At 67.5% G+C, this 14174-nt stretch carries 13 protein-coding genes; 4 read left to right on the top strand and 9 right to left on the bottom strand.

Annotated features, from left to right (window positions below; translation table 11 throughout):
• Positions 1-18: 18 nt before the first annotated feature.
• Entirely contained in the window at positions 19-1425 is a 1407-nt protein-coding gene (locus tag Q0579_RS11985) for a cytochrome P450 (protein WP_298812577.1), read from the top strand.
• A 36-nt stretch (positions 1426-1461) separates the two neighbouring features.
• On the opposite strand, the gene Q0579_RS11980 is transcribed toward Q0579_RS11985, so the two are convergent.
• The 8 genes from Q0579_RS11980 to Q0579_RS11945 all read right to left on the bottom strand — a co-directional run bounded on the left by Q0579_RS11980 (position 1462) and on the right by Q0579_RS11945 (position 9627).
• Positions 1462-2487, bottom strand: coding sequence for a response regulator (locus Q0579_RS11980; RefSeq protein ID WP_298812574.1), 1026 nt, complete (start codon positions 2485-2487; stop codon positions 1462-1464).
• Positions 2488-2493: 6 nt separating this feature from the next.
• Positions 2494-2949: a response regulator gene (locus Q0579_RS11975; protein WP_298812571.1), complete on the bottom strand. Its 456-nt coding sequence runs from the start codon at positions 2947-2949 to the stop codon at positions 2494-2496.
• On the bottom strand, positions 2946-4460 hold the full coding sequence (locus tag Q0579_RS11970) for a sensor histidine kinase (RefSeq protein WP_298812568.1): 1515 nt from the start codon (positions 4458-4460) through the stop codon (positions 2946-2948). Before Q0579_RS11970 ends, Q0579_RS11975 begins: the two co-directional genes overlap by 4 nt.
• Positions 4461-4532: 72 nt before the next feature.
• Positions 4533-5312, bottom strand: a complete 780-nt coding sequence (locus Q0579_RS11965) for a 3'-5' exonuclease (RefSeq protein WP_298812566.1) — start codon at positions 5310-5312, stop codon at positions 4533-4535.
• 17 nt (positions 5313-5329) lie between these two features.
• Positions 5330-6427 (bottom strand): MBL fold metallo-hydrolase, encoded by a 1098-nt coding sequence (locus tag Q0579_RS11960; RefSeq protein ID WP_298812564.1) that lies wholly within the window; start codon positions 6425-6427, stop codon positions 5330-5332.
• Positions 6428-6863: 436 nt separating this feature from the next.
• The gene (locus tag Q0579_RS11955) at positions 6864-7550 is read right to left on the bottom strand and encodes a DUF1013 domain-containing protein (protein ID WP_298812562.1); all 687 of its coding nucleotides are present in this window, start codon (positions 7548-7550) and stop codon (positions 6864-6866) included.
• Between the two features lie 128 nt (positions 7551-7678).
• A complete protein-coding gene (locus Q0579_RS11950) occupies positions 7679-8701 on the bottom strand; it encodes a glycosyltransferase family 1 protein (RefSeq protein WP_298812561.1) in 1023 nt (340 codons plus the stop codon).
• A 5-nt stretch (positions 8702-8706) separates the two neighbouring features.
• Entirely contained in the window at positions 8707-9627 is a 921-nt protein-coding gene (locus Q0579_RS11945) for a UDP-2,3-diacylglucosamine diphosphatase (protein ID WP_298812560.1), read from the bottom strand.
• A 239-nt stretch (positions 9628-9866) separates the two neighbouring features.
• On the opposite strand from Q0579_RS11945, the gene Q0579_RS11940 reads away from it, so the two are divergent.
• Positions 9867-10130, top strand: coding sequence for a hypothetical protein (locus tag Q0579_RS11940; protein ID WP_298812557.1), 264 nt, complete (start codon positions 9867-9869; stop codon positions 10128-10130).
• A gap of 88 nt (positions 10131-10218) precedes the next feature.
• Here Q0579_RS11940 and Q0579_RS11935 read toward each other — a convergent pair whose 3' ends face one another.
• A complete protein-coding gene (locus Q0579_RS11935) occupies positions 10219-11220 on the bottom strand; it encodes an NAD(P)H-quinone oxidoreductase (RefSeq protein ID WP_298812554.1) in 1002 nt (333 codons plus the stop codon).
• Between the two features lie 67 nt (positions 11221-11287).
• Here Q0579_RS11935 and Q0579_RS11930 point away from each other — a divergent pair, with 67 nt between their 5' ends.
• Together Q0579_RS11930 and clpA are read left to right on the top strand one after the other, a co-directional pair.
• Positions 11288-11497, top strand: a complete 210-nt coding sequence (locus Q0579_RS11930) for a DUF1192 domain-containing protein (protein WP_298812551.1) — start codon at positions 11288-11290, stop codon at positions 11495-11497.
• Positions 11498-11741: 244 nt separating this feature from the next.
• Positions 11742-14051: an ATP-dependent Clp protease ATP-binding subunit ClpA gene (gene clpA / locus Q0579_RS11925; protein ID WP_298812549.1), complete on the top strand. Its 2310-nt coding sequence runs from the start codon at positions 11742-11744 to the stop codon at positions 14049-14051.
• The last annotated feature ends 123 nt before the right edge of the window (positions 14052-14174 follow it).

Raw genomic sequence — 14174 nt, 5'->3', positions numbered from 1 at the left:
GCCAGAACAAAAGTTACGGTGGGCAACAGCCTGCCGGGCGAGGAGGAGAGCCGCATGCATCTGGTCAGCGACCATATCGTCGAGGGGCGTCCGGGCCCGAACTTCCCGCGCACCTATCCGACGCTGCCGGACGTGCGGCTGACCGACATCCGCGCCTTTACCGGCGGTCAGCCCTGGGCCGATTACGCTGCCATGCGCGAACAGGCGCCGGTGATGTGGCACGAAGGACCGCGCACCGGCGGCGCGGACGCGGGCGTCGGTTTCTGGGCGGTGACCGGATATGAGGACGTGAAGCGCGTCAACGGCGACCCCGATACCTTTTCGTCGGAAGCGGGCGGCATCCTGATGGGGCTCGGGCCGGAGGAGACGCGCCACCCGACATTGTTCTCCGCCTCGACCAATTCGATGATCAACCTCGACGGGCGACCGCACCGGCAGCTTCGCCGCGAGCACATGCCATATTTCACCGCCAGCTACGTCAAGGCGTTGCGCGCGCGGGTCGGTGGGGAGGTGACGCGCTTGCTCGACGCGATGGCGCCGCTGGGCAAATGTGATTTCGTCGAGAAGTTCGCGCAGCGTCTGCCAATTTTTACATTATGCGAGATGCTCGGCGTGCCGGCGGAGGATCGTGAGCGGTTCATCGGCTGGATCCACTTCCTCGAACTCGCGCAGCAGGTCGCGGCCGAGCAGATCGAGCAGCTAGCCGGTCTGTCCGAGCCGAGCCCGCAGATCGCGGCCTTCATCGAATTGTTCAACAAGAACGTCGGTGAGATGTTCGAATACGGCCGCGACATGCTGGCGAAACGGCGTGCCGATCCGCGCGACGATCTGATGAGCGCGATCGCCAACGCCGAGGTCGAGGGTGAGCGACTGCCGGGCGAGTATCTCGACGGTGCGTGGCTGTTGATCGTGTTCGCGGGCAACGACACGACGCGCAATTCGCTGTCGGGCGCGATGAAGCTGTTCACCGAGCATCCCGAGCAGAAGGCACGGTTGCAGGCGGACGACGGCCTGCTGACCAACGCGGTGCACGAGATCACGCGGATGGTCTCGCCGGTCATCTACATGCGCCGTACCGCCACCCGCGACGTCGAGCTGAACGGACAGATGATCGCCGAGGGCGAGAAGGTGATCATGTATTACGGCGCGGCGAACCGCGATCCCGCGATGTTCCCCGACCCCGACCGCTTCGACATCACGCGCGCCAACGCGGAAAAGAACATCGCCTTCGGTTACGGCCCGCACATCTGCATCGGGCGGATGACCGCGCAGGTGCAGCTGGAGGAAGCGTACCGGCAGATTTTTCAGCGCTTCCCCGACATCCGCTGGTCGGGCGGGATCGACATCGCGCCGAACAATTTCGTTCACGCGTTGCGACGGCTTGAGGTTGAGTTCACGCCCGAGCGGCAGGCACGCGCGGCCTGACCGGCGGGCGGGGACGTCCGCGACGCGGTCTTGGCGTCAGAGCGTACCGGCGAGGATCGCGCGGGTGCCGCGGTGGGTCGAATCGTATTCGACGATCGTGTCGAGGCTCTGCGCCATCGCGCGGATCAGCTTGGTGCCGACCCCCGTTCCCTTGGGCACCGCGTCGCCGATGCCGACACCGTCATCCTCGACCGACAGGCGGAAGCGTGCGTCGCCCTCGCGCGTCAGCGCGACGCGCACCTCGCCCGGCCCGTGCGGATAGGCGTATTTGCACGCGTTGCTGACCAGTTCGGTGACGATCACGCCCAGTGACACCGCGCGGTCGGTCGGCAGCCGCACCGGCTCGGCCGCGAGCTTCAGCGCGCGCGGCGTGGCGGGGGTCGACCAGGTCGCGGTCAGTTCGTCGATCAGCGCGGTCAGATATTCGTGCATGTCGACGCTCTCGACCGCGTCGCCGGTGTAGAGACGACGGTGGACCTGCGCGATCGCGGTGATGCGGCGCTGCGTGTCCTCCAGTGCGGCGCGCGCGGCAGGGTCGGAGAGCGCGCTCGATTGCATCCGCACCATCGCCGAGACGAGCTGGAGCGAGTTGGCGACGCGGTGATTGACCTCGGCGAGCAATGCCTCCAGCCGCGCATTGCTGGCGCGCAGATCCTCCTCGGCGCGCAGCGTCTGCTGCTCCAGCGCGCGGCGCTCGATCACCTGCGCGAAGCTCGCGTCCAGTAGGTCGAAGAAATCCTCGCCCGGCGTCTTTACGACATAATCGGCGGCACCGGCGCGCAGTGCGGCAATCGCGACGCGACTTTCCTCCGATCCGGTGACGTAGACGATCGCGGGTGCATCGGGCAGCGCGCGCAACCGAGCGAGCGTCTCCAGCCCGTCGATCCCGGGCATGTAATGGTCGACCGCAACCAGATCGAACCGCTCGCTCGCCGCCGCGGCGACGCCCGCCTCACCGCCGTCCGCGGTCGTCACCGCGTAGCCGCGACGCTGCAGCGCGCGCGAGACCAACCGGCGGATACCGGCGTCGTCGTCGATGTAGAGGACGCGGCGCACGCTCACGCCAGCTTAGCGCCCGTCGTCCAGGTTGGGCACCTGGATCACCGACAGGAACAGGCCGAGCTGCCGGATCGCCTGCGCGAAGCTCTCGTAATTGACCGGCTTGGTGATGTAGACGTTGGCGCCCAGATCGTAGCAGCGCTGGATCTCGACCTTGTCGTCGGTGGTGGTCAGCACGACGACGGGAGTGCGACGCACCGGTCCGTCGCTGCCCTTGATGCGCGCGAGAATGTCGGTGCCGCTCATGTCGGGCAAGTTCAGGTCGAGCAGGACGAGCGCGGGGCCGTTGCGCTGCGGACCGTCTTCGGCGTTGAACAGGTAATCGAGCGCGGTGGTGCCGTCGGTGAAATGGCGGATGTCGTTCAGGATGCCCGCGCGGCGGATGTTCTTCTCGATCAGGCGCGCGTGGCCCTCGTCGTCCTCGATCATCACGATGTTGACGGATTGAGGATTGGGGGCGTTCATTCGGTTCGGTCCTGCGGTTCGAGCGAGAGCGGAAGCGTTAGGCGGAAGGTGGCCCCTTCGCCAAGTGTCGATGAAACATCGATATGTCCGCCGAGACGGAAGACGAGCGCGCGGACGGTGGCGAGCCCGATGCCCTCGCCGGGCCGATCCTGCGTGCCCGAACGGCGAAACAGGTCGAAGACGCGCGCATGATCGCGCGGATCGATGCCGCGACCGTTGTCGCACACTTCGATGACCGCGCGGCCGCCCAGCCGACGCCCGCGCACGGTGATTCGGCCGGGGACGCCCGGTTTCAGATATTTCACCGCATTGTCGACGAGGTTGGAGAGGATCTGGTCGATCGAGAACCGATCGCTGACGAGGTCGGGCATCGGCTGCTCGATCACCAGCTCGGCGTCGGCCTCGGTCAGCCGGTGCGTCATCGCGTCGCGAATGTTCTCGAGCAAGGCGACCATGTCGATCGGCTCGGGCGACAGCACGCGACGCCCCTGGCGCGACAGCATCAGGATGGCGTTGATCAGCCGGTCCATCTTCTGCGTCGAGGTGCGGATGAAACCGATCGCCTCGGGCAGATCCTCGCGCACCGCCAGGCGCGCGTCTTCGCTGACGAGCTGCGGCGCCTCCGCCTCGGCACGATCGATCAGCGTGGAGAGCGACTGGGTCGAGGCTTCGAGTTCGGCGGTGAAGCCCATCACGTTGACGAGCGGGGAGCGCAAGTCGTGGCTGACGATATAGGCGAACCGCTGGATCTCCTCGTTCGCGCGCGTCAGGTCGGCGGTGCGATCCTGCACGATCGTCTCGAGATTGGCGTTCAACTCGTTCAAGGTGTCGCGCGAGCGGGCGAGGTCGCGGGTATAGGACAGGACGGCCGCGAGCGAGATCGCCGCAACCAGAACCAGCAGCACGCCCGTCAGCGCCAGCATGATGTAGAAGGTGCGGATCGCGTTCTGCAATTCGCGATCACGCTGCGTGAGCAGGACGCGCTCGATCCCGATCATGCGGTCCATCGTGCGGCGCACGCCGATCATGCGACGCGAGGCGGTTTCGGCGCGGAACAGGTCGCGCGCTTCCGCCACGTCGCCCCCATCGATCAGCGCGATAGAGCGCGCGCGCGCTTCGACGATCGGGACGAGTTGGCGGTTGAGCGTCACCAGATTGCGGCGCTGCAAATCGTTGTCCGCGATCAGATCGTTGAGCGCGGCGAGCCGCAGCGGCAGGGCCTGGGCCGCCTTTCGGTACGCATCCTTGAGGATCGGGACGTCGGGTGCGAGCAGATATCCGCGCCGCGTCGTTTCGCCTTCCTCTATCAGGCGACGCAGGTCGAGGATGGTGTTCTCGACACGGTAGGTGTGCTCGACCCAGCGTGCGTGGACCTGATTGCGCTGCGTCATCCACGCCGCCGCGATCCCGGCGGCGACGAGCGCGAGAAAGCCGATCGACATCAGCGCGGTCAGCCGCTTCCCGATCGGGCTCTCGGCGGGGGACACGAACAGGGTGGACGAACGGGCCATCGCGCCCGCGATAAGCAGCTAAACGGACCTATCACAAGTGCGATAGGTTATGATCGCCGCCGGTTCCGGTGTTTACAGCAGCAGTTCCTGCGCGGTCGCGCGGCCGACATGACCGCCACCGCGCCGCCGTGCCATCTCGGTTTCGGCGGTGAAGCGGATATCGGGATCGCGATCGGTCATGAACTTGACCAGGCTCTCCTCCTCGATCTCGCGCCATTCCTTGCCACGATCGGGGCCGTAGCGGACGCGCGGCAGCAGGCCTGGCTCGTTCGACCATTCGACCAACTGCGCGACGCTCGCCTCGTTCAACTGATCACGCACGTGATGCGCGGTGACATAGGCATCGGGGAAGGCGCGGTGCGCCGGCAGGCCGCGTTCGTGCTCAAGCCCGTGCGGCTTGCGCCAGTAACGCAGCACCTGATTGGAGAAGGACGGGCTGTCGGGCCAAAGCCGCAGCGCGCATTTCCACGTGCAGATCCAGTCGGCGTTGCGCGTGAACGCGGGCGTGCAGAACTGCTCCTCGAATGCGGCGCGGTGGGCGGCGAGCGCGATGCGGCGCGGGTAGGGGTCGAGCACCTGGCGCGCGACGTCGTGCCAGTAAGGCGCGTCGGCGACGTCCTCGTCGCGGATGTGGTGGATCGCCTGCGTGACGGGCGGCATCGGGCGCCCTGGGTTGACCAGGATGTTGCCGCCGTCACCGTGAAGCTCCCAACGACCGTCCTCGCCCAGTGCCACGTCCTGCCAGCCGACCTCGCACACGGCGTGCGCGGGCGGGGCGGAGCCGGTGGTTTCCAGGTCGATGACGCGAACGATCTGCGGCAATGGGCGGGGGCGGGTGGTGAAGCTCGACACGGAACGTAAATGGTGTGTCAGGCGCGCGAATACCACCACGCGCCGTCCCGCGTGGTGCGGACCGCGCGGGCGGTGACCTCCAGGTGGCGCAGATGCGCGAGCGCTTCGCCGGTCGCCATGCCGATCACGTCGGGGCCGATCGGACGGCGGAACAATTGCGCGAAGCAATCAACCGCGCGGCGCGGCTCGGTCATGTGCGCGACGAGCGCGTCGAGCCGGTCGCGATGCTCCTGTTCCAGCGCGTCGAGCCGCGCGTGGAGGCCGTGGAACGGGTCGCCGTGGCCGGGCAGGACGAGCAGGTCGTCGGGCAATCGCCGGAACCGCGCGATCGAGGACAGCCAGTCGCCGAGCGGGTCCGCGCCGGGCTCGCCGGCGTGGAGCGAGATGTTGGAGCTGATCCGCGGCAACACTTGATCGCCCGCGATCAGGATGCGGCGCTCGTAGTCGACCAGGCAGGCGTGCTCGGGCGAGTGGCCGCTGCCCACCACCACGTGCCAGTCGGCGTCGCCGATGCGCAGCACCTCGCCGTCCCGGATGCGGGTGTAGCCGAGCGGCAGCGCTGAGATCATCTTGGCAAAGCGCGCGAAGCCGCCCTTGCTGGCCTCGGCGATCTGGTCGTCGTTCCAGCCCGCGCCGCGCCAGAAGGCGACCTGCTCGTCTGGCACCTCGGGTCGCGCGTCGGACGATAGCATTCGCGCGGTCAGCCATTCGGTGCGCGTCATCAGGATCGGTGCATCGTCGAACCGCCGCGACAGCCAGCCGGCGAGCCCGAGATGATCGGGGTGCATGTGGGTGCACAGGATGCGCCCGATCCGCTCTCCGGCGAGCGGACCGTCGAGGATCGCGCGCCACGCCTCGGTCGTGCGCGGGCTGGCAGTGCCGGTGTCGATGGCGAGCAGCGCGGGGCCGTGCTCGTCGTGATCGTCGAGGACCAGTCCGTTGACGTGCTTGAGCGGCCCCGACATCGGCACGCGCCACCAGCGGATGCCGGGCGCGATCGTCACCAGCTCGCCGGGACGCGGCGCGTGGTCACCGAACGGATAGGTGAGGCCGGCGGCGCTGGTCGGGGTCAGTCCCTCGTCGCCGATCAATCCGCGCTGGTGGTGTATCGCCATGCCGCGGACGCTAGCGGGCGTGAGTGGGCGGCGTCACGCAGATAATGAAGCGGGCGGCTTAATGCGGGCGTCGGCGGTCGGGCGTGCCGGCCGGGTGGGCGACGCGGAAGGTCACGCGAAAGCAGGATGTCGGATAAGTGAACGGTCACTTCGGACCGTTTCGCTGCGGCCCTGACGCACATCCATTCGTCACCCCGGACCTGATCCGGGGTCCCGCTTTCTGGACGGGGCGGGAGAAGGCAGCGGGATCGCGGATAAAGTCCGGGATGACGGTGGTGGTCGCGTGTGGGTCTGACATCGCAGCCCCGGCGATCCGCTTCGTGGCGTTCCGAGATGACGGTCGACCTGGATCGATGATGCAAAGAACCGCGACCGGCGTTCCGGTCGCGGCTCTCGTACGTCGCACGGCCAGGCTGTCAGACAGCCGGCGCGTGGCTCAGCGGCGGAACGGGTCCTCGAACGCCGGGCGCGCGGTGGCGCCCTCGTCGTAGCCGTTCTCGATGTTCTCGGCGTCGCGCGCGGCCTGATCGCGCTCGGCACGCAGCGACGCGATCAGCGCCTGACGGTCGCCGTCGAGACGGGTGTCGGTCTGCTGCTGCTCGATGCCTGCCGCCTTTGCCGCCTTGTTGACCGCAGCGTCGAGCTCGCGCTGGCTGGTGAGGCCGAGCGTGACCGGGTCCTTCGGCGTGATGTTGGCGATGTTCCAGTGGCTGCGATCGCGGATCGCGGCGATCGTCGTGCGCGTGGTGCCGATCAGCTGCGAGATCTGCCCGTCCGAAATCTCAGGGTGGTTGCGGATGATCCAGGCGATGCCGTCGGGCTTGTCCTGCCGCTTTGACACCGGGGTATAGCGCGGCCCCTTGGTGCGGCGGACCTGCTCGGGCCCCTTGGTCATCTGCATGCGATAGTCGGGGTCGGCCTGCGCGCGGTCGACCTCTTCCTGCGTCACCTCGTGCGCGCGGATCGGATCGCGCCCCGTGAGCTTGGTCGCGGCGGTGTCGTCCGCGATCGCCTGCACCTCCAGAATGTGGAGGCCGCAGAAGTCGGCGATCTGCTCGAACGAGAGCGCGGTATTGTCGACCAGCCAGGAAGCGGTGGCGTGGGGCATGAGCGGCTGGGCCATGCGGGAACTCCATAAATGCAAAGGGCCGCCCCTTACCGGAGCGGCCGCAACATTTTGGACTTAGTGCGTGGGGCGGGCGAGGGCAAGCGGGGCGTGCAGGTCGCGGCGGCGCCGCGCGTCCGCGCGCTTCAGGCGGCGAGGCGCGCCGCGCCGATCGGCTGGAGGGCGGCGAGGAACTGTTCGGTGCTGGCAGCCCAGGTGAAGCGCTGCCCGGCGGCGGCGCAGGCGGCACGATCGAGCGTCAGCGCGGTGTCGATCGCGCGGCCGAGATCGTCGTTCATCGCCCCGGTCGCGCCGGTCAGCACGTCGATCGGCCCGGCGACCGGAAAGGCGGCGACCGGCGTGCCGCAGGCGATCGCCTCGATCATCACGAGCCCGAACGTGTCGGTGCGGCTGGGAAAGACGAACGCGTCGGCGCTGCGATAAGCGGCGGCGAGCGCGGCGCCCGACCGGCGGCCGAGGAAGTGGGCGGCGGGAAAACGCTGTTGCAGAGTGGCAAGCGCGGGACCGTCGCCGATCACCACCTTGCTGCACGCAACGGGTGCGGCGAGGAATGCGTCGAGGTTCTTCTCCACCGCGACACGCCCGACGTAGAGCAGCACGGGGCCGGGCAGCGCGCGGATCGTCGGGTCAGTCGCACCGGTGGGCGTGAAGCAGTCGAGGTCGACGCCGCGCCCCCACAGTCGTGTGTGCGCAAGACCGTGGTGGTGGAGCGTGTCGGCGATCGTCGGGGTGGAGACGAGCACGGCCTCGGCCGCGGCGTGGAACCAGCGAACGTAGCGCCACACCCATTCGGGATCGACGCCGGTGCGCGCAGATACGTAATCGGGGAATTGCGTGTGATAGGCGGTGGTGAACGGCAGCGCGCGCACGCCGCACCAGCGCCGGGCCGCGAGCCCGAGCGGGCCCTCGGTCGCGACATGGATCGCGTGCGGCGCGAAGGCGGCCAAGCGGCGGCCGACCGCGGATCGCCCCGCGAGCGCGAGACGGATCTCGGGATAGGTCGGGCACGGCAGGCTGGCAAAGGCGTCGGGCGCGATCACCAGCACCTCGTGTCCCGCCGCGAGCAGGTGCGCACGCGTTGCCTCCAGCGTGCGGACGACGCCATTGACCTGCGGTGCCCAGGCATCGGTGACGATCGCGATCCGCACAGGGTTCAGGCCGCGAGCGTCAGCGGCGCGACCGCGGCGCTCTCGCGCGTGCGACGCGCGATCTCGTCGGCCCAGTGAAGCAGCTCCATCCGTCCGTCGTGATGCTCGACCAGCGCGGTGCATCCCTCCACCCAGTCGCCGTCGTTGTAATAAGCGACCCCCGCGATGTCGCGGATTTCGGCGGTGTGGATGTGACCACACACGACGCCGTCGACGCCGCGCGACCCCGCCGCCTGCGCGACGACCTCTTCGAAGCGCGAGATGAACGCGACCGCGTTCTTCACCTTCGCCTTGGCGTGTTTCGACAGCGACCAATAGGGCATGCCGGCGCGGCGGCGGAAGGCGTTGACCCAGCGGTTCACCTCCATCAGCGCGTGATAGGCGACGTCGCCCACGTGCGCGAGCCAGGTGTGCGCCAGCGTGATCGCGTCGAACTCGTCGCCGTGCAGCACCAGCAGGCGGCGGCCGTCGGCGGTTTCGTGGATCGCACGGCGCCGGATCTGGATGCCGCCGAAGTCGAGACCCGCGAACTGGCGGAACATCTCGTCGTGGTTGCCCGGAATGTAGATCATCCGCGTGCCGCGGCGCGCGCGCTTCATCAGCCGCCACACCACGTCGTTGTGCGCGGCGGGCCAGTAGAAGCGCTTCTTCAACCGCCAGCCGTCGATCATGTCGCCGACGAGGTACATCGTGTCGCTGTCGACATGATCCAGAAAGTCGATCAGCAGGTCTGCGTTGCACCCGCGCGTGCCGAGATGCACGTCGCTGATCCACACGGTGCGGTAACGGCGACGCGTATGACCCTCGGGTTCCGGGGTGTCGAACTCGGATTTGGGCGGGCGCGCGGCGACGAAGTCGAACAGGTCGGTGATGTCGGCACTGCTGGTCGGTGCCGTAGCAAGGCGCGCGATCGTCTTGGCGGTCATGGCGAGGCTCTCCCGGTCGAGAAAGGTCTTAGACCGGCCATGTTACGTCCGCGTCTCGGGCGCATGACGCGGTCACGACAAGGGCGTGACGGTTCCGCGTCAGCGCGGGCGCGACGCAGGATTGTCTCACGGTTGCAACATGCTTCTGCTTATACGCGCGCCACGCGTCTCGGGGGCGTGCGGCCGTGTTGACTTGCGCGCCGGCACGAAGGAAGCGAGCGCCAACAGGAGGAATTATCATGGTTTCGTTCAAGTCCATGCTGGGTGGCGCCGCTGCGGCCGCGCTGATGACCGTTTCGACCGGCGCGATCGCCGCACCCGCGCCGGTGCGCGCCAATCCGGCGCAGTCGCTGTCGATCCGCGCCGCGGCGCCCGCGGCCAAGTCGAGCCAGATCGGCGCTGCCGTGCCCGGCACGACGCTGATCAACATCGGCATCCTGGCGGTGATTGTCGCGGTGGTGCTGGTCGCGACCGATGGCGGCGATAACAGCGACAGCAACTAAGTCGCTTCCGCTGCGGCGGGGTTGAAACAAAAACGGCGCGCCGGGGATGCCCGGTGCGCCGTTTCTCGTTGGGGTGAAGGGCTGAAGCTCAGTCGAGCGTCAGGACGATCTTGCCGACATGGTCGCCGGCCTCCATCCGCCGGTGCGCTTCGGCCGCTTCGCTGAGCGGAAAGCTACGATCCATGACGGGCTTCAACCGACCCGCCTCGACGTGCGGCCACACTGTCTTGTGCAATTCGTCCGCGACCAGCCCCTTGAACGCCGCATCGCGCGCGCGCAGCGTCGAGCCCGTCAGCGTCAGGCGACGGCGCATGATCTCGAAGATCGGCACGGTCGCGGTCGCGCCGCCCTGAACCGCAATCGAGACGTGGCGGCCGTCGTCCGCCAGGCATTGCATGTTGCGCGGCACGTAATCGCCGCCGACCATGTCGAGCACCGCGGCGCAGCCCTTGCCGCCGGTGATCGCCTTCACCTCGGCGGCGAAATCCTGCGTCTTGTAGTTGATCGCGTGGTGCGCGCCTAGGCTGCGCGCGGCCTCGCATTTGGCGTCGGAGCCGGCGGTGACGATGATCGTCAGCCCGAACAGATTGGCGAGCGCGATCGCCATCGTGCCGATGCCGCTCGTGCCGCCGTGGACCAGGACGGTGTCGCCCTCGACCGCGAAGGCGCGCTCGAACAGATTGGTCCACACGGTGAACAGCGTCTCGGGCAGCGCGGCGGCTTCGGCCATCGACAGCGCCTCGGGGACCGGCAGGCATTGCGCGGCCGGGGCGACCGCATATTCGGCATAGGCGCCGCCTGCGACAAGCGCGCAGACCGGCTGGCCGATCATCGCCGCGTCAACGTCGTCGCCGACCGCGACGATCGTGCCTGAGAGTTCGAGCCCGAGCGTGCGCGGTGCGCCCGGCGGGGGCGGATAACCGCCCTTGCGCTGCAGCACGTCGGGACGGTTGACCCCGGCGGCGGCGACACGGATCAGCACCTCGCCGCTCGCGGGGGCGGGCACGGGGCGCTCGACCGGCACCAGCACTTCGGGTCCGCCCGGCGCATCCGGGTCGATCGCCAGCATCGTCTCGGGCACGTCACCCATCACCGATTTCCCCCATTTCGCGGCGGCCTTATTGACTTCGCGTCGGGCAGGGTCAACGTTCATCGCCGTGGACCTGGACGATATCCTCGGTCGCCGCGGCGACGATCCATTGACGGCCTTGCTGGCCGAGGATCTCGATCGTCTCTCGGTCGCCGAACTGGAGGCGCGCGTCACCGCGTTGCAGGGCGAGATCGCGCGCTGCCGCGCCAAGATCGACGGGGCGGTCAGCCACCGCGCCAGCGCGGACGCGCTGTTCAAGTCGGGGTTCCGATCGTGAGGCGCCGCGCGCGATGATCGGCCTCGCCCGCCCGCACGCGCCGATCACGGCCGCGACGAGGTGGGTGGGCGATCGTTCGACCGATGGTCGACGCTTGTGTTCGGGTCGGAGCCAATCGATCAACGTGCACGTTTATTCCAGCAATGGCGCAGAGGGCGCGCGGCTTGATGCGGCGGGCACCACTACCGACATAGGTGCAAAGGGCATCGCCTCCCGGGCGGCGCCCGACAGGAGTAAGTAACAAATGCCTTCTTTCGCCAGCGCTCTCGAGACCACGCTGCACAAGGCGCTCGAGGCCGCGTCCTCGCGTCGTCACGAATATGCGACGCTGGAGCACCTTCTACTCGCCCTGATCGACGACGAGCACGCCAGCCAGGTCATGGCCGCGTGCGGGGTCGACACGGGTGAGCTGAAAACCACCGTCGCGCATTATCTCGATACCGAATTGGGGGCGCTCAAGGTCGACGCTGCCACCGATCCGTCGCCTACCAGCGGCTTCCAGCGCGTCGTCCAGCGCGCGATCCTCCACGTCCAGTCCTCGGGCCGCGACGAGGTGACGGGCGCGAACGTCCTCGTCGCTTTGTTTAGCGAGCGCGAGAGCTACGCGGTCTATTTCCTCCAGCAGCAGGACATGAGCCGGCTGGATGCAGTCAGCTACATCAGCCACGGCGTTGGCAAGGGCAACGCCACCCCGGAGGCGACCAGCGTGAAGGGTGCGGAGGAAGAGAAAAAGGAAAAGGCCGAGGGGAAGAAGGGCGAGAGCGCGCTCAAGCAATTCACCGTCGACTTGAACGAGAAGGCAAAGACCGGCAAGGTCGATCCCTTGATCGGGCGCTCGGCCGAGGTCGATCGTACGGTGCAGATCCTGTGCCGTCGTTCCAAGAACAACCCGCTCTATGTCGGCGATCCCGGTGTCGGCAAGACCGCGATTGCCGAAGGATTGGCGCGCAAGATCGTCGAGGGCGACGTGCCCGAGGTGCTGCTGCCCGCGGTCATCTACTCGCTCGACATGGGCGCGCTGCTCGCGGGCACGCGCTACCGCGGCGACTTTGAGGAGCGGTTGAAGGCGGTTGTCAACGAACTGGAGAAGATGCCCGACGCGGTGCTCTTCATCGACGAGATCCATACGGTAATCGGTGCGGGCGCCACGAGCGGCGGCGCGATGGATGCATCCAACCTGCTCAAGCCTGCTTTGTCGGGCGGCACGATCCGCTGCATTGGCTCGACTACCTACAAGGAGTTCCGCAACCACTTCGAGAAGGATCGCGCGCTGCTGCGCCGGTTCCAGAAGATCGACGTCAACGAGCCGTCGGTCGAGGACACGATCAAGATCCTCGCGGGCTTGCGCTCCGCGTTCGAGTCGCACCATTCGGTCAAGTACACGCCCGAGGCGATCAAGTCGGCGGTGGAACTGTCGGCGCGCTACATCAACGACCGCAAGCTGCCCGACAAGGCGATCGACGTGATCGACGAGGTCGGCGCGATGCAGATGCTGGTGGCGCCGAACAAGCGCAAGAAGACGATCACCGCCAAGGAGATCGAAGCGGTGATCGCGACGATGGCGCGCATCCCGCCGAAATCGGTGTCGACCGACGACAAGAAGGTGCTCGAGCATCTCGAGACCGATCTGAAGCGCGTCGTGTTCGGGCAGAATGCCGCGATCGAGAAACTGTCGTCGGCGATCAAGCTGGCGCGCGCTGGGCTGCGCGAGCCGGAGAAGCCGATCGGCAACTATCTGTTCTCGGGTCCGACCGGCGTCGGCAAGACCGAGGTCGCCAAGCAGTTGTCGACCATCCTCGGCATCCCGCTCCAGCGTTTCGACATGTCGGAGTACATGGAGCGCCATTCGGTCAGCCGGCTGATCGGTGCGCCTCCGGGCTACGTCGGGTTCGACCAGGGTGGTCTCTTGACCGACGCGGTCGACCAGAACCCGCACTGCGTGCTGCTGCTCGACGAGATCGAGAAGGCGCATCCCGACCTGTTCAATATCCTGTTGCAGGTGATGGACAACGGTCGCCTGACCGACCAGCACGGCAAGACGGTCGATTTCCGCAACGTCATCCTGATCATGACGACCAACGCGGGGGCGAGCGACATGGCGCGCGAGACAGTCGGCTTCGGCAATCTGACACGCGAGGGTGAGGACGAGCAGGCGGTGCAGCGGATGTTCACGCCCGAATTCCGCAACCGCCTCGATGCGGTGGTGCCGTTCGGTTACCTGCCGCCAGAGGTGGTCGCGCGTGTGGTGGACAAGTTCATCCTCCAGCTCGAACTGCAGCTCGCCGACCGCGACGTCCACATCAAGCTGGACGACGAGGCAAAGACGTGGCTGACAACCAAGGGCTATGACAAGCTCTACGGCGCGCGTCCGATGGGCCGGTTGATCCAGGAGAAGATCAAGCAGCCGCTCGCCGAGGAGTTGCTGTTCGGCAAGCTCGTCCACGGCGGCGAGGTGACGGTCAAGCTCAAGGACAACGCGCTCGCCTTCACGATCGAGCCCGCGGCGCCCAAGCCCAAGAAGAAGGGCGGCAAGGCGGCAACCGTCAAGGCGTGAGCCGCACCGAGTGGTGAATGAGATGAACCCCGGCCGGGCGACCGGCCGGGGTTTTCTTTTGCTTGATCCGAATCACTTGCGTCATCCCGGCCTTGAGCCGGGATCCCGCTTCTCGCGCACTCC

The organism is uncultured Sphingomonas sp., from assembly GCF_936927845.1.
Taxonomy (GTDB): Bacteria; Pseudomonadota; Alphaproteobacteria; order Sphingomonadales; family Sphingomonadaceae; genus Sphingomonas.
The sequence above is the reverse complement of the archived record's forward strand: the minus strand, read 5'-3'. Positions and strand labels throughout refer to the sequence as shown.

What these genes read in the sequence shown, in the direction of transcription:
- Q0579_RS11975 (WP_298812571.1), bottom strand. Translation starts at nt 2,949, where the DNA reads ATGAACGCCCCCAATCCTCAATCCGTCAACATCGTGATGATCGAGGAC.
- Q0579_RS11970 (WP_298812568.1), bottom strand. Translation starts at nt 4,460, where the DNA reads ATGGCCCGTTCGTCCACCCTGTTCGTGTCCCCCGCCGAGAGCCCGATC.
- Q0579_RS11960 (WP_298812564.1), bottom strand. Translation starts at nt 6,427, where the DNA reads ATGGCGATACACCACCAGCGCGGATTGATCGGCGACGAGGGACTGACC.
- Q0579_RS11955 (WP_298812562.1), bottom strand. Translation starts at nt 7,550, where the DNA reads ATGGCCCAGCCGCTCATGCCCCACGCCACCGCTTCCTGGCTGGTCGAC.
- Q0579_RS11945 (WP_298812560.1), bottom strand. Translation starts at nt 9,627, where the DNA reads ATGACCGCCAAGACGATCGCGCGCCTTGCTACGGCACCGACCAGCAGT.
- Q0579_RS11940 (WP_298812557.1), top strand. Translation starts at nt 9,867, where the DNA reads ATGGTTTCGTTCAAGTCCATGCTGGGTGGCGCCGCTGCGGCCGCGCTG.
- Q0579_RS11935 (WP_298812554.1), bottom strand. Translation starts at nt 11,220, where the DNA reads ATGGGTGACGTGCCCGAGACGATGCTGGCGATCGACCCGGATGCGCCG.
- clpA (WP_298812549.1), top strand. Translation starts at nt 11,742, where the DNA reads ATGCCTTCTTTCGCCAGCGCTCTCGAGACCACGCTGCACAAGGCGCTC.